We start from the raw sequence: 16,530 nt of genomic DNA on the forward strand, positions 1-16,530 counted from the left end.
GCGGTCTCGTGCCCGGTCAGCCCTGTGGCGCGGTGTCCGGCACGGTCTCGCCCGTCAGGCCCTCGACGACGGCCTTCGCCGCCGGCCAGGACTTCGCGTAGTGCTCGGGGTCCGAGTTGATCTGCACCGCGTGCGCCATCTGCGTCGGCGTCATCGTCTTCCAACCGGGGACCTTGACGAGCTTCGCGTAGAACATCGACGCCGCCGTGTACGGGTCCATCCGCTGCTCGTACGTGCCCCAGGCGCCGTTGTCGCGCTGCTGGAACAGTCCGCGGCTGTCCGGCCCCGCGGCGTCGCCGTGGTCCAGGTTCACCAGACTCGACTCGCCGATCGCCGTCATGACCCCGACGGCCTGGGTGTGCGGTCCGATGCCGACTGCCTTCGCAGCCTGGATCACGGACGCGGCGTTCACCAGGCGGTCCTGGCAGAAGCCCGCGATGGGGCCGGCGGGGACGACCATGCCGCCGACGGTCTTCGAGGCGACCTTCGGGCACGTGGGGGTGGCGTCGGCGGCGCTGGACTTCGCGATGCCGGCGATCGAGTTGACCGCGATCACGATGAGCACCACGACCCCGATACCGACGACCACGATGCCGGCGCCGAACACCGACGCGAGCGTGATGCCGACACGGCGCATGACGGGACCTCTCGACGGACGGGGCGGGGCAGGCGGAGCACGACGAGCGTACGGGCGCCGCCTGGGAACCGCACCCGCCCGATCGGGGGCCGCTGTGACGCACTGACGGTCCTGGTGCGCCGAACACGGGGTTCGTGCACCAGGACCGTCAGCGCCGACGTCAGCGTCGGCGTCGGCGCGACCTGCTCCGACCCCATCCGCCGGCGGACAGGGAGATGAGCGCGATGGCGGCGATGACGATCGTCCAGATGACGGCGGTCGCGTCCATCAGACGTCGCGGTGGTCGTGCGGCGGGTGCTGCACCTTCGTCGGTTCGGTCACCAGGCCGGTCGGGGCCTTCTCGGGCTGCTTGCGACCGTGCGTGAACCAGGTCAGGATCCACAGCAGCACACCCAGGGCCAGTAGTGCACCGGCGATCTGGTACTGCTGCGGGTCACGGCCGGACGAGAACGGCAGCACGAGCCACAGACACGTGATGATGCCGATGACGGGGATGATCACGCCGGCTCGGAAGTGCTTGTGGTCGACCTTGTCGCGGCGGAGCACGAGCACCGTCAGGTTCACGACGGCGAACACGGTGAGCAGCAGGAGCGAGGTCGTGCCACCGAGGACCACCACGATCGGGGAGTCCGGGTCGAGCGAGACCCAGCCGATGAGCAGCAGGGAGATCGCGGTGGTGAAGACGATCGCGTTCGACGGGGTGCGACGAGCGGGGGAGATGCGGGCCAGGAAGCCCGGCAGCACGCCCTGCTTGCTCATGCCGTAGAGCAGTCGCGACGCCATCATCATGTTGATCAGGGCGGTGTTGGCCACGGCGAACATCGAGATGAACGGCAGCAGGTCGGCGATCGGGAAGTCCGGTGCGGCGGTCTGCACGACGGTCACGAGCGGGGTCTCGTTGCCGGCGAGCTCACCGATCGGCACGACGGCCACGGCGCAGATCGACACGAGCGTGTAGATCACGGCCGTGATGCCGAGGCCGGTGAGCATCACCTTCGGGAAGATGCGCGAGGGGTCCTTGGTCTCCTCGGCCATGTTCACCGAGTCCTCGAAGCCGACCATGGCGAAGAACGCCAGCGACGTCGCCGTGGAGATCGACATGAGCAGGGTCTTGTCCTCCGGGGTCTCGAACATCACCACCCGTGAGAAGTCCGCGTTGCCACCCGCGATCGCCCAGAAGCCGATCAGGATCACCATGACGAGACCGGACAGCTCGACCAGGGTGAGGACCACGTTCGTCTTCACGCTCTCACTGACACCGCGGAAGTTGATCGCCATCACCGCGAGCATGAAGCCCATGGCGATGAGCATCACGACGGCGTTCGGCAACTCGAGGCCGAACCCGACACCGAGGTTGGCGGCGAACGCCCGCGACGCCGTCGACGCCGAGGTGATGCCGGAACACATCACGATGAAGGTCACGATGAAGGTGATGAAGTGGACGCCGAAGGCCTTGTGCACGTAGAGCGCAGCGCCCGCGGTCTGCGGGTACTTCGTCACGAGTTCGAGGTACGAGAACGCTGTCAGCAGGGCGACCGCGAAGGCGATGAGGAAGGGGAGCCACGCTGCTCCTCCGACCTCTGCCGCGACCTGACCGGTGAGCGCGTAGACACCCGTTCCCAGGATGTCGCCGACGATGAACAGCAGCAGGAGCTTGGGACCGATGACCCTGCGGAGCTCGGGCTGCTCCTGCTGTGGTCGGTCCGTCTTGGTGGTGGCCATGCGTCACCCTTGCGCGCGAGACGCCTTGCTGTCTAGTCCCACAGGAAGGTTTCTCGCGATCGCAACACGGTCGCTCGGCGACGGATACTCTCCGGGCCATGGACCACGAGTCGAACACCACCGAAGAGCCCGTCGAGTTCGCCGACTTCAACGCGAAGCTGCTGGTGCTCGACGTCCTCTGCTACGACCTCGACGTCCTCGACCCCTACGACCCGGAGGCCGCCGACGAGACGGACGAGGACCTCGACGTCGACGGCCAGGACGACCGGGCCCGTGAGTACTACGACGACCTGGAACTCCTGCCGTCGCACCTGTCGCTCGTCACGGAGCTCACCGTCGACACCGAGCTCGAGGTACTCCAGGACGTGCACCCCGGGTGGGAGGGCTCCGACGACCGCTTCGACCCGCAGAACTGGGACGACGTCCTCGACCTGCCGGCCCTCCGCACCGTGTACGCAGCTGCACCGCTGCCCGCCCACGTCGCCGAGGCCCTGGCCGCGAAGGGCGTCGAGGTCCGCTCAGCCTGACCGGAGGGACCGGCACGGGGAACTACAGCGAGCGGTCCAACGCTCGCAGCTGCTCGGTGAACTGCTTCGCGCCGCCCTGCGCGGGATGCCGGACGGCGATCGCCTCGATGCCGGCCAGTGCGAGCGCACCCTGGGCCTTCCGCCCCACCGCGACCACCCGGACCCGGTCGACGCCACCGAGTGCCTCGAGCAGCGCGAGGGCGACGGGCGCTCCCGACCGCACCTCGGCCGGACGGGGCGTGCGGTTCGTCAGCCGGTCCGGCGCGACGAACGGGTGGTGCGGGAAGATCGCCCACGCCACGGGGAGCGGCCCGGCCCAGTCGGACAGTGCCGCCTGCACCACGCGCGATGATGCCTCCCACGGAGCGGTCGGCTCCGGCGGCACCAGGTAGTCGGCGCCGAACCGGTCCGTCTCGAGCTCGCGCACGCTCGTGAACGGGATGCCCGTGTTCGTCATGCCCCGCCACCCGGGCGCCTCGGCCACGAGCAGGGTGTCCGCCGCTGGCCCGAACTGCTCCAGGTACCGCTGCAGGTTCGACCGCCGCAACCGCCCCTCGGCCGAACCGAGGTCGTAGAGCGCCTCGGCGTCCGCCTCCACGGGCACGGCGTCGAGCGCCGCCCAGAACCCCGAGGCGTCGAAACGGCTCACGAGCGGCCGAGCACCCGGCGGTACACGTCCTCGAGCCCCGAAGCCGATCGTTCCCAGCTCAGACGCTCCGCGTGCTCGCGCCCGGCCGAGGACAGCGCGGCCGCGTACCCGGAGTCGGTCAGGATCCGCTCGATCTCGGCAGCCCACACCGACGGCTCACGGGACTCGAGCACGACACCCGTCTCACCGTCGACCACGGCCTCACGCAGCCCACCGGCAGCCGCGGCCACGACCGGCACCCCGGACGCCGAGCCCTCCAGCGCCACGAGGCCGTACGTCTCGGAGTGCGACGGCACCAGCACGGCTGCCGCGCCACGGAACAGGAACGCCAGGTCGGCACGCGACTGCGGCCCGATGAAGGTGACGCGGTCGGCGATGCCACGCGCGGCGGCGAGCCGACGCAGTTCGTCCACGTAGTCACCCGCCTCGCTCGAAGCATCCCCGGCGATGACCAGGGTGGGACGGGCCTCCTGGCTGATGCCCGCGATCGCCTCGATGGCCAGGTCGAGCCCCTTCAACGGCTGCACGCGAGCCGCCGCGACGACGTAGGGCGTGGCAGCCCGGCGCGCACCGGCGGCCGCCGGACGGAAGACCGACCCGTCGACCCCGGGCGGCACGATCCAGATGCGTGAGTCGGCACCGCCGAGCCGCGTCCGGACCGTCGACGCCTCGGCTTCGGACACCACGACGACCGCATCGGACTCACGCGCCAGCTGTTGCTCGCCCGTGATGCGCCCGGCGGACTCGGGCCGCTCACCCTCGGACAGCGGCGTCTCGGGGTCGGCGGCGATCGAGTGGAACGACTGCACGTGGGGGATGCCACGCTGACGGGCGACCGGCAGGGCAGCGGCACCGGAGAACCAGTGGTGCGAGTGCAGGACGTCGAACGGCCCGAGCTGCTCGAGCTCGTGGCGGAACGGCTCGATGAACGCGTCGTGCTCGCCCTTCGGCACCGGCTCCGCCGGACCCGCCGACAGGAACCGCAGGCACACACCCGGCACGAGCGACACCGAGTCCGGCTGCGTCGGCGCCGAACGCCGCGTGATGATGTCGACGTGGTGGCCACGATCGGCCAGCGCCTCGGCCTGGTGCCGGACGACGACGTTCATGCCGCCGACCTCGCCCGAGCCGGGTTCGTCTCCGGGGGAGGTGTGCAGCGACACCAGCCCGATGTGCAGGGGTTCGCTCGTCGTGCTCACCGGTCAACCCTAGCCGCGCGTGCCGCGCTGCGACGGGCGCGCGGGCGCCACGACGACGGGCCGGCGGCCCGCCTCGTCGACCGGGTCGGACGGGAGACCCACATCGCCTCCCAGGATCTGCACGCGCTGGTCGCCGTGACGCTCCCAGAACGCCGCCGTCCAGGCGCACAGGGCGCCGTCGAGCAGATCCTCGCGGTGTTTGTGCGTCGGGCCGTGGAGCACTGACGGGTCGGCGAGGCTCGCCGTCAGCGGATGCGAGTCGAGCTGCAACGGCGGGTCGAGCGGGGTCTCACGCAGGCGCCGGACGAGCTCGTCGAAGGCCTCGGCGCGGCGTGCCCGGGCCTCGGCTGCCGGCACCCTGAGGTCCAGGCGCTTGTACCGGGGCCGCTCGACGTCGTACCCGAGCTCCTCCACGCCGACCAGGGTCGTGTACGGGTAGCACTCGAACATCGCCGGCCCGGTCCTGGCGTGCATCGACGCCGTATCGGACACGTACCGGACGCCGAGTGCGGTGAGCCGGTCGAGCAGGCGGGAGCCGGCGCTCGCCGCGGAGGCCTGGTTCGTCGGGTTCGCCGCCACCTTCCACCGGCCGTAGCGCTGCCCGACCTGCCGTTCGGATTCGCGGATGCCGGTCGGGTTCGTCACGACGAGCGAGGCGTCGACGGCGATGAGCGACCGCGGCCCGAGGTGTTCCGCGATCCAGGTCGTGACGTCGTCGACCCCGCGGGCCCATCCGGCGTCGGTGATCGTGCCGTCGGCCTCCATCGCGACCAGCCCGGTCTCGTTGGGGGCGCGGCTCGCGGTGCCGAGTCCCCACGCCAGGTCCACTCCGAGGTACGCACTCACCCGTCCATCGTGCACCGAGTACCTTCCGCTGCATGGCGAGCGAAGCGACGACGGTGCGGGTGCCCGGTCCGGACGGGGACCGCGAGGTCCGGATCAGCAGCCCCTCCCGCGTGCTCTGGCCGGACGCCGGGATCACGAAGCTCGACCTCGCCGAGTACCTGGTGACGGTGGGCGACGCCTTCGTCCGCGCGAACGGCGACCGACCGATCTCGCTGCAGCGGTTCCCCGGCGGCGTCGACGGCGAGCAGTTCTTCTCGAAGAACCCGCCCAAGGGTGCCCCCGACTACGTGCGATCGGTCACGGTGACGTACCCGAGCGGCCGGAAGCACCCGCAGCTCGTCATCGACGAGCCGGCCGTCGCGGTGTGGGCCGCGCAGATGAACACCGTGGTCTTCCACCCGTGGGCCTCGCGCGCCGAGGACAGCGACCACCCGGACCAGCTCCGCATCGACCTCGACCCGCAGCCCGGCACGGACTTCTCGGACACGGTGCCCGTGGCGCAGGAACTCCGGAAGGTCCTGGACGAAGCGGGTCTGACGGCGTGGATCAAGACGAGCGGCAACCGCGGTCTGCACGTCTTCGCGCCGATCGCCCCCGAGTACGAGTTCCTCGATGTCCGGCACGCCGTGATCGCCGCCGCCCGGGAACTCGAACGGCGGATGCCCGACCGGGTCACGACGGCGTGGTGGAAGGAGGAGCGCGGCCAGCGGGTCTTCGTCGACTTCAACCAGGCGAACCGTGACCGCACGATGGCCGGTGCCTACAGCCCGCGGGCACTGGCGCACGCCTCGGTGTCGACGCCGATCACGTGGGACGAGCTGCCGACGGCGGACCCGACGGCGTTCACGATCCGGACCCTCCCCGAGCGCCTGGCGACGATCGGCGACCCGTGGCAGGCGATGCACGACGAGCCGGCGAGCATCGCGCCGCTGCTGGCGTGGTGGGAGCGCGACCTGGAGAACGGCGAGGGTGAACTGCCCTTCCCGCCGGACTTCCCGAAGATGCCCGGCGAACCGCCGCGCGTGCAACCGTCCCGAGCGAAGAAGTCCTGACCCGAACCAGCGCGGACCGTCAGACGGCGGGCAGCGTGTCCGTCGAGCGGTCGGGGTCGTCGACGCGGGACGTCTGCATCGGCAGTCCGACGCTCGCCGTGTGCAGGCGGGTCAGTCGCGACCAGGTGCCTCGGTGGGCGTCACTGATGCCGTCGACGATCACGAGCCCAGGCCGATCGTGACGAGTGCGAGCGCGGTGGCGGTCACGCCGGCGATGGCGCTGATGACCGCACTGAGCTGCAGGGTGCGCTGGCGGCGTGCCTCGCGCACCTCGGTGAAGGGGTTCCGCTGCGAGTGGCGGACAAGCGTGCTGGTGCTCATGTCGATCCGCTTTCGGTCCTGGGGCTCCCGGGATGGGTGCCTCGTGCTGCTGGTCTCCATCGTGGCAGCGTTTCGCTAGTTCGGCTAACTACTTTCCTGCGATCACCGGCAAGACGACGAAAAACGGACAACCACGCGTCAGGACAGGACATCCCGCAGGTCGTACGCCGACGGCACCTCGAGCTGGTCGAACCCGCACGACTCCGCGTCGCGGTCCGGACGCCACCGTTCGAACTGCACCGTGTGCCGGAACCGGTCGCCCTCCATCTGGTCGTAGCGGACCTCGAGCACGACCTCCGGCGCCAGCCGGACGAACGACGTGTCGCGACCCGACGAGAAACGCGACCGTTCCCCGTCACCGGTGACGGGCCTCCCGTCCGCATCGCGGAGCACGACCGGCTCGAGCTCGTCGACCAGGGCGAGCCGGCGCTTGTCGGAGAAGGCGGAGACGCCGCCGACCTGGCGGAGCTCCCCGTCGTCGCCGTACAGCCCGACGAGCAGCGACCCGACGCCCGAGCCGCTCTTGTGCACGCGGTACCCGATCGCGACGACGTCGGCCGTCCGGTGGTGCTTGATCTTGAGCATGGTCCGCTTGCCCGGTTCGTACGGCTTGGCCCGGCGCTTGGCGACCACACCGTCGAGTCCGGCGCCCTCGAAGGTGGTGAGCCACTCGCGTGCCTGGTCGACGTCGAGTGTGGTGCGCGTGACGAACAGCGGGTCGGACATGCCGCTCGCGAGCTGTTCCAGCCGCTCGCGTCGTTCGTCGAACGGCAGGTCGACCAGCTCGTCACCGTCCGCTGCGAGCAGGTCGAACGCGACGAACTGCGCGGGCGTCTCGGCGCTGAGCTTCGCGATCCGCGAGGCCGCCGGGTGGATGCGCTGGGACAGCGCCTCCCAGTCGAGGCGCTCGGCTCCGGGCTCGCCCGAGCGCAGGATCACCTCGCCGTCGAGCACCACCGGGTGGTCACGGCCGCCGAACTGCGCGCGGAAGGCCTCGACGAGTTCGGGGAAGTAGCGCGTGAGCGGCTTCGCCCCGCGGCTGCCGATCTCGACGTCGTCGCCGTCGATCGTCACGATGCCGCGGAAGCCGTCCCACTTCGGTTCGTACCGCAGGCCACCGGTCACGCTGTCGGGTTCCGGGACGTCGGCGACGGCCTTGGCCAGCATCGGTGCGATCTCCATGCGTCGTGTCTACTCGGGCGCGGGTGGGGCTTGCGTGGGCGGGGTTTGCGCTTGGTGAGCAGGAATGGTCGGGTCCGGCGCGACGACTCGACCATTTCTGCTCACGAAGTGCGGCCGGGAGGCCCGGAGAGCGCTGGGCAGGTCGGCTCGCGTCAGTAGTGTGGTGCGGGTGACGACCGTGCCCCCGTCGGCAGCGCCGGCTCCGGAACCGATCAGCCCCGTGCAGGCCGCCGCGCTCCGCGACGGCGTCCTGCCGCCCGTCGAGCAGGTCCGGCCGGGGGTCTGGACCTTCGCGGTGCCGTTCCGGTTCGGGGTGCCCGACGCGACCCTGGTCTACGTGGTGGAGGGGTCGGACGGGTCCCTCGCGCTGATCGACCCCGGGTGGTCGTCCGACGGCGGGCTCGACGAGGTCCGCGCCGCACTGTCGGCGATCGGCCGGTCGCTCGACGACGTGTCCCTCGTCGCCGTGACGCACCTGCACGCCGACCACCTCGGTGCTGCCGCCGCGGTCCGCCGAGCGACCGGTGCGCGGGTCGCGATGCACGGGCTCGAGGTCGACGCGCTGGAGCGGGAGCGCACCGACGCGGTGCGGAACGACGCCGACATCGCCACGTGGGGCCTGCCGCCCGAGCTGCACGACGGCGTCGTCGCGGCCTGGGGAAGCGGGCGACGGATCGGACTCGGTCGGAGCGAGGCGCCCTACGCCGACCTGCTGCTGGCCGACGGCGACGTGCTGCCGATCCCGGGGCGCACCATCCGGACGCTCTGGACGCCCGGGCACACCGCCGGGCACGTGTGCTTCGTCGACGAGGCAGACGGGCTGCTGTTCACCGGGGACCACGTGCTGCCGCGGATCAACTCCGGGATCGGCCTCGGTGGTCGGACCGCCACGAACCCGCTCGGCGACTACCTGGCGTCGCTCAGCCGACTCGACGTGTACGCCGGGCTCGAGGTCTGCCCGGGCCACGAGTACCGGTTCGCCGACGTCGTCGCCCGCGCGCAGACGTTGGCTCGACACCGCGAGGAGCGGTCGCGGCACGTCGCCGAAGCACTCGACCTGCTCGACCGGCCCACGCTGTTCGAGGTCGCCGCACGCGTGCCGTTCAGCGGCGGGATCGAGTCGATGACCGGGTTCCTGCTCGCGAGCGCGCTGACGCAGACGGCGTTCCACGCCGAGCTGCTCGGCCGGTCCGGCGAGATCCGTCCCGCCTGACCGCTCGCGTCCTGACCTCAGCCGAGCGTGGTGGCCAGGCGCTCGATCGTCGTCTTCGCGTCGGCGAGCTCGGCGGACGCGTGCTCGGCGAGCGGGGCGAGGTCGGGCAGCCGGTCGGCCAGGGTCGCACTGACCGTGATCGGGTAGAGCTTCATGCCGAGCGCTGTGCCGAGGATGAGGTGCAGGACCGGCGAGCCGTGGTCCCAGTCCTCGGTCGGGGTGCCGGCGTCGTAGGTCGCACCGCGGCTGACCACGGTCACGACCGGACGGCCGGCCAGGGGCTGCACGTCGCCCGCCAGGACCCCGGGGATGTGGATGCGGTCGATCCAGGCCTTGAGCGTCGACGGCACCGTGTAGTTGTACAGCGGGGACCCGACGACCACGACGTCGGCGGCGAGGAGTTCGTCGATGACCTCCTGGCGCAGGGCCTCGGCCTCGGGAGCGACGGACTCGTTCGCGGTGCGGTCCGCTGCCGCCCAGTGCAGCGCCGAGGTCTCGAGGTGCGGGAGCTGGTCGACGTGCAGGTCGCGGCGGACCACCGTGTACTCCGGTCCGCGTGCGCGCCAGGCATCGGCGAACGCGGCGGTCAGCGCGCGCGAACGGGAGTGGGAGAGGTCGGCCGAGGAGTCGATGTGCAGCAGCGTGGGCATGGTGCCCACGCTACCGACGGTGGGACGGAAACGGCCCCGCCGCCCCGGGGAGGGGACAGGCGGGGCCGAGCCGGGCCTCCCGTCCGTCACGCGGGCACGCGACGGACGGGAGACGACGGGGGACCGTCAGCGCTGGTCGTACATCAGCGCTGGTCGTCCGTCAGCGCTGGTCGTCCGTCAGCGCTGTGCGCGGCGACGGCGCAGGGTGCGGGCACCGATCAGGCCGGCACCGGCGACGAGCAGGCCGAGGGCCCAGGGCAGGGCGCCGGTGGCGTCCGAACCCGTGTAGGCGAGCTGGCCGCCACGGTTCGTCGGGGTGACCGGTGCGGCCGCGGGGACCGGGGTGGTCGGAGTCGACACACCGGGGACGGTCGGGACGGCGGTCGGCTGGACGTCCACCGCGAACGAGGTGGTGAACGCATCAGCGGAGACCGTCAGGTTGTGCGTCGATGCGTGCGGGAACGTCACGCTGACGATGCCGAACTCACCGAAGTCGGGGTCCGGCGCGATGACGTCGCTGGCCACGTCCGAGGTGACGGTCGGGACCACGACGGGCCCGTCCTCGTCATCAACGATCGAATTGCCGTAGCGGTCGACGAGACCACCCTCGATGACGAGCGTGCCACCCTGCTTGATGGTCGGCCGGCCGCCGTCGGTGATCGAGCCGGTGAACCCCTCGTCGTCGGACTCGAACGCCAGCGTGGTGATGCTGCCGTCCGGCGCGATGATCCAGGTCGTCTGCTCTCCGTCGTCGTCGAGCAGGTTCGTGCGGTCGGTCGTGTAGACCTCGATGCCGAGCGGCGCTGCGGCCTCGACGGTCAGGTCGACGTACTGCGTGACGGTCTCGGTGCCGCTCGTCGCGGTGACCGCGAAGGTCCAGTCCCAGGCGTCGGTCGAGACGCCGCTGAGCTCACCGGTGGAGGCGTCGAACGTGATGCCGTCCGGGAGCTGCTCGTCGGGCTCCGGGACGTACTCGTCACCGTTCTCGTCGTAGTACGTGGTGTCCTCGAGCTCGTCCTCGTCGAACCACGCGAGCGCGTACGTCGGCTCCGGGAAGCCCTGCGCGCGGAAGGTGTGCGAGAACGCGTCACCGGCCGTGGTGCTCAGCTCGAGCGGGTGGTCAGCGTCGGCGCCGGCCTTCGTCGGCTTGCCGTCCTCGCCGAGGAAGGCGGGGGTCTGGCTGACGGGCGCGGTCGCGTCGGACGTCACCGAGGTCGTCTCGGTCGCGCCGGGCAGCGTGCCGGTCACCGTGACGGTGATCGTCTTGCGCACGTCGGTGGGGTCGATGCGGTAGGTCGCGGTCTTCGACAGGACGTTGCGGTCCTGGTCAGCCCACACGTACTTGTACGAGGAGTCCTCGTCGAAGCCGGTGACGACGGCGCTCAGGAGGGTGCCGACCTTGGCCGCACCGTCGATGGTGACGGTCGCGTCGGCGGCCTTCGTGGTGACGTCCGGGGTCGGCGTCGCGGTCGGAGCCGGGGCCTCGGCGGCCGGAGCCGTCGTCGCGGGAGCCGTCGGCTCGTCGGCCGGGGTGGTCGCGTCGTCGCCCGGGGTGGGGGCCGGGGCCTCCTCGGCGGGTGCCGGGGCCGGGGTCTCCGTGGTCTCGTCCGCGGGGACCGACGGCTCGTCGGTCGGTGCGGGCGTCTCCGTCGCGACGGGGGCCGTGGTCTCGTTCGAGGAGACGGGCTGCGTCGAGTCGGTCGGCTCGACGGCGCTGGCGGCGGTCGCCGACATGATGCCGAGACCGGTGGTCAGACCGACGAGTGCGACGGTGGTGCCGACGGCGCAAGCGCGACGAACGGCGGAGGTGCTGCGATGCACGGGTTCCCCCCATGTTCAGGTCCGGCTGGGTGGCCGGATCGTAAGAATCTGCCGAGAGTTTCGGCCTGCTCGGATCGTAGTGCGGCTGCGTGGCCGTTCAGGCGTCGGTGACCGGAATGTGACCATGGTTGGGGGTCCGTGCGGAAACCCGCGTCGGACGGGAGGCCCGTGGCGGATCCGCCACGGGCCTCCCGTCCGTCATCCGGTGCGGTCCACCGCGTCAGGCGCGTCAGGCAGATCAGTCGCCGACGGCCGCCGCGGCACGTTCGAGGGCGGCGCGCAGCGCACGGACCGCGGGCGAGGACGCCCCGGCGGCGCGCACGACGGTGAAGATCGTCCGGCGGGGCTGCTCGGGCAGTTCGAGCAACCGGCAAGTCGTCGTGCGTCCGGTCCACATCAGGTCCGGCATCAGGCTGACCGCGTTGCCGGACTCGACCAGTCGGATCTGGGTCTGCAGGTCGGCGGTCTCGTAGCGGACGTCCGGCTCGAAGCCCCAGCGTCGGCACACCTGCTCCGCGAAGTGTCGCGACGCCGTCCCGCGGGGTTCCATCACCCACGGCAGGGCCTCGGCGTCCTCGAGGCTCGAGACCGGTAACAGCGCCGTGTCGAGCGGCGGCAGCGCCAGGCGGACCGCATCGGTGGTCAGGTCCGAGCGGTCGAGCCCGGACAGGTGCGGGGCGGCGTGCGCCGGGTACTGCTCGGCGATGACCATGTCGAAGTCCCGCGCCCACGTCTCGTTCAGGGCGGTCTCCGGCTCGCGCTGCACCATCTCGACCCGGACGTCGGGGTGCTCGGTGGCCATCTCGTGCAGGGCGTTGGGCATCAGCGCGAGGGCGGCGGACTGGAACACGGCGACGCGCACCCGCCCCTGGACCGACGGCAGGGTGTCCTCGACCTGCGCCTGGGCCTGCTCGAGCACGTCCTGCACGTGGCCGGCGGCGGCGACGAGCACCTCGGCCTGCGGGGTGAGCTGCAACCGTCGACCCGCCTTGCGGAGGAGCTGCACCCCTGCCTCGCGTTCCAGGGCGCTGAGCTGCTGCGAGACCGCCGACGGCGTGAAGTTCATGGCCTCGGCGACGGCCGCGATGGTGCCGCGGATCGACAGCTCGCGGAGCAGGACCAGGCGGCGGACGTCGAGCATGGTCTGACGGTACCGGGGTTGCTGTAGATTCGGTAGTGCAACTGAACGGTACCCATCAGGAACGGTCGCTTCCGCTACCGTATCCCGGGCCTCCACACTGATCCCATGACGACCCTGCAGGAGCACCCCGCCACCGACCACGACGCGCTGGCGGACCAGTCCGTCGCACTCGTCCGACAGTGGCTGGCCGAGGCCGAGTCGTTCCCGGTCGACGGCTCCGCCAAGCAGCTCGCCGGGGTGCTCGCCGACCCCGCAGGTCTGGACTTCGCCGTCGGCTTCGTGGACGGCGTCGTCCGCCCGGAAGACCTCGCCGTCGCCGCGCGCAAGCTCCGGCAGATCGCGCCCGGTGCCCCCGGGTTCCTGCCCGCAGCGATGCGCGGACTCGTGCGCCTCGGTGGCGGCATGGCACCGGTGCTTCCGGGCGTCGTCGTGCCCATCGCTCGCCGGGTGCTGCGGGGCATGGTCGGCCACCTCATCGTCGACGCGACCGACTCGAAGCTCGGGCCCGCCATCGCCAAGATCAAGCGGGACGGCGTCCGGCTCAACGTGAACCTGCTCGGCGAGGCCGTGCTGGGCGAGCGCGAGGCCGCGCGCCGGCTCGAGGGCACGCACAAGCTCCTGGCACGCGACGACGTCGACTACGTGTCGATCAAGGTCTCGTCGACCGTGCACCCGCACTCGCCGTGGGCGTTCGACCACGCCGTCGACGACATCGTCGAGCAGCTCCGCCCGCTGTTCGAGCGCGCCGCGGCCTCGACCCCGGCGAAGTTCATCAACCTCGACATGGAGGAGTACAAGGACCTCGACCTGACGATCGCGGTCTTCACCAAGCTCCTCGACGAGCCGGCGTTCCTCGGGCTCGAAGCCGGGATCGTGCTGCAGGCGTACCTGCCCGACGCGCTCGCCGCGATGGAGCAGCTGCAGGAGTGGTCCGCCGCCCGCCGCGCCCGAGGTGGTGCCGGCATCAAGGTCCGCCTGGTCAAGGGCGCGAACCTGCCGATGGAGCAGGTCGAGGCATCGGTGCACGGCTGGCCGCTCGCCACCTGGCACACCAAGCAGGACTCCGACACCAACTACAAGCGCGTGCTCGACTGGGCGCTCACCCCGTCGCGCATCGAGAACGTCCGCGTCGGTGTCGCCGGGCACAACCTGTTCGACGTCGCGCACGCCTGGCTGCTCGCCGGCGAACGGGGCGTTCGGGACGGCATCGAGTTCGAGATGCTGCTCGGCATGGCGCAGGGCCAGGCGTCGGCAGTGAAGAACACGGTCGGTTCCCTCCTGCTCTACACGCCGGTCGTCCACCCCGGAGAGTTCGACGTCGCGATCGCGTACCTGATCCGCCGCCTCGAAGAAGGCGCCTCGCAGGACAACTTCATGTCCGCGGTCTTCTCGCTGGTGTCGTCGCCGCCGCTGTTCGCCCGCGAAGAAGAACGCTTCCGCGCCTCGCTCGTGCCGCTCGCCACACCCGAGGGCCTCGCCGCTCCCGCGTCCCACCGCGTCGCCGACCGCTACGCGGCCGTTGGGCGCCCCGGACCCGGCCGGTTCGAGAACACGCCGGACAGCGACCCGTCGGTCGCGTCGGTGCGCCAGTGGGGTTCGGCCATCACGGACCGGATCGCGTCGTCGACGCTCGGCGTCCGCGCCGTCCAGGAGGCCCGGGTCGACTCCGCCGCGTCGCTCGACTCGGCGCTCGCTCGCGTCCAGGCCGCCGGTGCGGTCTGGGGGACCTGGTCCGGTGCCGCTCGTGGCGCGGTGCTGCACGCCGTCGGCGACGCACTCGAGGCGAACCGCGCAGCACTCATCGAGGTCATGGCCGCCGAGACCGGCAAGACCATCGACCAGGCCGACCCCGAGGTGTCCGAGGCGATCGACTTCGCACACTTCTACGGTTCGCTCGCGTCGCAGCTCGACGACCTCGACGGTGCGACCTTCACCCCGGCCACGCTGACCCTCGTCGCGCCGCCGTGGAACTTCCCGGTCGCGATCCCCGCCGGCTCGACCCTGGCCGCACTCGCTGCCGGGTCCGCCGTCGTCCTCAAGCCGGCGCCGCCCGCCGAGCGCTCCGGAGCCGTCCTCGCCTCGATCATCGAGACCGCGCTCGACGCCCACGGGGCCCCGGCCGACGTGCTCGCGTTCCTGCAGGTGTCCGAGAACGAGCTCGGCCAGCAGCTCATCGCCTCGCCGATGGTCGACCAGGTGATCCTCACCGGTGCCTACGAGACCGCCGAGCTGTTCCGCTCGTTCCGCCCGGACCTGCCGCTGCTCGCCGAGACCTCGGGCAAGAACGCCGTGATCGTCACCCCGTCGTCGGACCTCGACCTCGCGGTGAAGGACGTCGTCGCCTCGGCCTTCGGGCACGCCGGCCAGAAGTGCTCGGCCGCGTCGCTCGTGGTGATGGTCGGTTCGGTCGCGAAGTCGAAGCGCTTCCGCAACCAGCTCCTCGACGCTGTGTCCTCACTCACCGTCGGCTCGCCGACCGACCCCACCACCCAGATGGGTCCGATCATCGAGCCGGCCTCGGGCAAGCTGCTCGCCGGCCTGACGACGCTCGGTGCGGGGGAGACCTGGGCCGTCGAGCCGAAGCAGCTCGACGAGACCGGCAAGCTCTGGAGCCCGGGTGTCCGCCAGGGCGTCCGCCGCGGCTCGGAGTTCCACCGCACCGAGTACTTCGGTCCGATCCTCGGCATGATGACCGCCGACACCCTCGACGAAGCGATCGACATCGTCAACGAGGTCGACTACGGCCTGACCTCGGGCCTGCACTCGCTCGACCCGGCCGAGATCGGCACCTGGCTCGGGCGGATCCAGGCGGGCAACCTCTACGTCAACCGCGGCATCACGGGCGCCATCGTCCGCCGACAGCCGTTCGGTGGCTGGAAGAAGTCGGCTGTCGGTGCGGGCACGAAGGCCGGTGGGCTGAACTACCTGCTCGGGCTCGGGTCGTGGGCGCCTGCTCTGTCGACTGCTGCGTCCGTTCCTTCTGCTCCGGTCAGCGCCTTCGTTCGTGCGACCGGGGTCACCTCGCCGGTGCTCGACCGGTCGCTGGCGTCGGACGAGCAGGCCTGGTCGACGCTGTTCGGCACCGCGACCGACGTCTCGGCCCTGAGCGCCGAGCGGAACATCGCGCGGTACCTGCCGTTCCCGTCGGTGCAGGTGCGCCTGGCTTCTGGTGACGAGGAAGCTGTTCCTGACCTCGTCCGCGTCGTCGCGGCTGCGCTCCGCGCCGGCACGGCGGTCGACGTCTCGACGGCCGCCGCGCTGCCGACACCCGTCGCATCGGCGCTCCGCTCGCTGCCCATCGTCCGGTCCGTCTCGCAGTCGGTCTCCGACGAGTCCTTCGCGTCCTCGATCGCGGCGGGGCCATCGACCCGTGTCCGGCTCATCGGCGGCGACACCTCGGCGCTGTACTCGGCGATCGGCGGGCGTCCCGACGTCGCGGTGTACGGCGGCCCGGTGACCGAGGCCGGTCGGCTCGAGATCCTGCCGTTCGTCCGCGAGCAGGCGGTCTCGATCACGGCGCACCGCTTCGGCACGCCGAACCACCTGACCGACTCGCTCATCTAGGTAGGA

Annotated in this window: 15 protein-coding genes; 4 read left to right on the forward strand and 11 right to left on the reverse strand. The window is 71.3% G+C overall.

Going from position 1 to position 16,530, the window contains the following annotated elements:
• Positions 1 to 16 precede the first annotated feature (16 nt).
• A complete protein-coding gene (locus tag EDF51_RS00280; protein ID WP_123292411.1) occupies positions 17 to 637 on the reverse strand; it encodes a hypothetical protein in 621 nt (206 codons plus the stop codon).
• A 267-nt stretch (positions 638 to 904) separates the two neighbouring features.
• Complete coding sequence (locus EDF51_RS00285; protein ID WP_123292412.1) at positions 905 to 2,359, reverse strand: APC family permease; 1,455 nt, start codon at positions 2,357 to 2,359, stop codon at positions 905 to 907.
• Between the two features lie 98 nt (positions 2,360 to 2,457).
• Between EDF51_RS00285 and EDF51_RS00290 the strand changes: the two genes are divergently transcribed.
• Positions 2,458 to 2,886, forward strand: a complete 429-nt coding sequence (locus tag EDF51_RS00290) for a hypothetical protein (RefSeq protein ID WP_134193434.1) — start codon at positions 2,458 to 2,460, stop codon at positions 2,884 to 2,886.
• A gap of 22 nt (positions 2,887 to 2,908) precedes the next feature.
• Here EDF51_RS00290 and EDF51_RS00295 read toward each other — a convergent pair whose 3' ends face one another.
• From EDF51_RS00295 to EDF51_RS00305, 3 genes are read right to left on the reverse strand one after another with little or no spacing between them, the layout of a single operon-like run.
• Positions 2,909 to 3,535 (reverse strand): uracil-DNA glycosylase, encoded by a 627-nt coding sequence (locus EDF51_RS00295; protein ID WP_134193436.1) that lies wholly within the window; start codon positions 3,533 to 3,535, stop codon positions 2,909 to 2,911.
• Entirely contained in the window at positions 3,532 to 4,734 is a 1,203-nt protein-coding gene (locus EDF51_RS00300) for a glycosyltransferase (RefSeq protein WP_134193438.1), read from the reverse strand. The genes EDF51_RS00295 and EDF51_RS00300 overlap by 4 nt, the downstream gene beginning before the upstream one ends.
• Positions 4,735 to 4,743: 9 nt before the next feature.
• On the reverse strand, positions 4,744 to 5,580 hold the full coding sequence (locus EDF51_RS00305; protein WP_134193440.1) for a DUF429 domain-containing protein: 837 nt from the start codon (positions 5,578 to 5,580) through the stop codon (positions 4,744 to 4,746).
• 32 nt (positions 5,581 to 5,612) lie between these two features.
• On the opposite strand from EDF51_RS00305, the gene ligD reads away from it, so the two are divergent.
• A complete protein-coding gene (gene ligD / locus EDF51_RS00310) occupies positions 5,613 to 6,632 on the forward strand; it encodes a non-homologous end-joining DNA ligase (RefSeq protein ID WP_134193442.1) in 1,020 nt (339 codons plus the stop codon).
• Positions 6,633 to 6,651: 19 nt separating this feature from the next.
• Here the strand turns inward: ligD and EDF51_RS19720 are convergent, their stop codons facing one another.
• The 3 genes from EDF51_RS19720 to EDF51_RS00315 form a co-directional block, all read right to left on the reverse strand.
• Complete coding sequence (locus tag EDF51_RS19720) at positions 6,652 to 6,795, reverse strand: hypothetical protein (protein ID WP_159573682.1); 144 nt, start codon at positions 6,793 to 6,795, stop codon at positions 6,652 to 6,654.
• Positions 6,792 to 6,953, reverse strand: coding sequence for a hypothetical protein (locus EDF51_RS19725; protein WP_159573681.1), 162 nt, complete (start codon positions 6,951 to 6,953; stop codon positions 6,792 to 6,794). Before EDF51_RS19725 ends, EDF51_RS19720 begins: the two co-directional genes overlap by 4 nt.
• 138 nt (positions 6,954 to 7,091) lie before the next feature.
• Positions 7,092 to 8,135, reverse strand: a complete 1,044-nt coding sequence (locus tag EDF51_RS00315) for an ATP-dependent DNA ligase (protein ID WP_134193444.1) — start codon at positions 8,133 to 8,135, stop codon at positions 7,092 to 7,094.
• 169 nt (positions 8,136 to 8,304) lie between these two features.
• On the opposite strand from EDF51_RS00315, the gene EDF51_RS00320 reads away from it, so the two are divergent.
• On the forward strand, positions 8,305 to 9,348 hold the full coding sequence (locus EDF51_RS00320; RefSeq protein WP_166673465.1) for an MBL fold metallo-hydrolase: 1,044 nt from the start codon (positions 8,305 to 8,307) through the stop codon (positions 9,346 to 9,348).
• 17 nt (positions 9,349 to 9,365) lie between these two features.
• On the opposite strand, the gene EDF51_RS00325 is transcribed toward EDF51_RS00320, so the two are convergent.
• The 3 genes from EDF51_RS00325 to EDF51_RS00335 all read right to left on the reverse strand — a co-directional run bounded on the left by EDF51_RS00325 (position 9,366) and on the right by EDF51_RS00335 (position 12,960).
• Complete coding sequence (locus EDF51_RS00325) at positions 9,366 to 9,998, reverse strand: NAD(P)H-dependent oxidoreductase (RefSeq protein ID WP_134193448.1); 633 nt, start codon at positions 9,996 to 9,998, stop codon at positions 9,366 to 9,368.
• 177 nt (positions 9,999 to 10,175) lie between these two features.
• Positions 10,176 to 11,819, reverse strand: a complete 1,644-nt coding sequence (locus tag EDF51_RS00330) for a putative Ig domain-containing protein (RefSeq protein ID WP_134193450.1) — start codon at positions 11,817 to 11,819, stop codon at positions 10,176 to 10,178.
• A 238-nt stretch (positions 11,820 to 12,057) separates the two neighbouring features.
• On the reverse strand, positions 12,058 to 12,960 hold the full coding sequence (locus EDF51_RS00335; protein ID WP_111086860.1) for a LysR substrate-binding domain-containing protein: 903 nt from the start codon (positions 12,958 to 12,960) through the stop codon (positions 12,058 to 12,060).
• A 105-nt stretch (positions 12,961 to 13,065) separates the two neighbouring features.
• On the opposite strand from EDF51_RS00335, the gene EDF51_RS00340 reads away from it, so the two are divergent.
• Positions 13,066 to 16,524, forward strand: coding sequence for a bifunctional proline dehydrogenase/L-glutamate gamma-semialdehyde dehydrogenase (locus tag EDF51_RS00340; protein ID WP_134193452.1), 3,459 nt, complete (start codon positions 13,066 to 13,068; stop codon positions 16,522 to 16,524).
• Positions 16,525 to 16,530: the final 6 nt, after the last annotated feature.

Source organism: Curtobacterium sp. PhB25 (genome assembly GCF_004365375.1).
In the GTDB taxonomy this organism is placed as follows: domain Bacteria; phylum Actinomycetota; class Actinomycetes; order Actinomycetales; family Microbacteriaceae; genus Curtobacterium.

What these genes read in the sequence shown, in the direction of transcription:
- EDF51_RS00335 (WP_111086860.1), bottom strand. Translation starts at nt 12,960, where the DNA reads ATGCTCGACGTCCGCCGCCTGGTCCTGCTCCGCGAGCTGTCGATCCGC.
- EDF51_RS00315 (WP_134193444.1), bottom strand. Translation starts at nt 8,135, where the DNA reads ATGGAGATCGCACCGATGCTGGCCAAGGCCGTCGCCGACGTCCCGGAA.
- EDF51_RS19725 (WP_159573681.1), bottom strand. Translation starts at nt 6,953, where the DNA reads ATGAGCACCAGCACGCTTGTCCGCCACTCGCAGCGGAACCCCTTCACC.
- EDF51_RS00285 (WP_123292412.1), bottom strand. Translation starts at nt 2,359, where the DNA reads ATGGCCACCACCAAGACGGACCGACCACAGCAGGAGCAGCCCGAGCTC.
- EDF51_RS00340 (WP_134193452.1), top strand. Translation starts at nt 13,066, where the DNA reads ATGACGACCCTGCAGGAGCACCCCGCCACCGACCACGACGCGCTGGCG.
- EDF51_RS00290 (WP_134193434.1), top strand. Translation starts at nt 2,458, where the DNA reads ATGGACCACGAGTCGAACACCACCGAAGAGCCCGTCGAGTTCGCCGAC.
- EDF51_RS00325 (WP_134193448.1), bottom strand. Translation starts at nt 9,998, where the DNA reads ATGCCCACGCTGCTGCACATCGACTCCTCGGCCGACCTCTCCCACTCC.
- EDF51_RS00280 (WP_123292411.1), bottom strand. Translation starts at nt 637, where the DNA reads ATGCGCCGTGTCGGCATCACGCTCGCGTCGGTGTTCGGCGCCGGCATC.
- ligD (WP_134193442.1), top strand. Translation starts at nt 5,613, where the DNA reads ATGGCGAGCGAAGCGACGACGGTGCGGGTGCCCGGTCCGGACGGGGAC.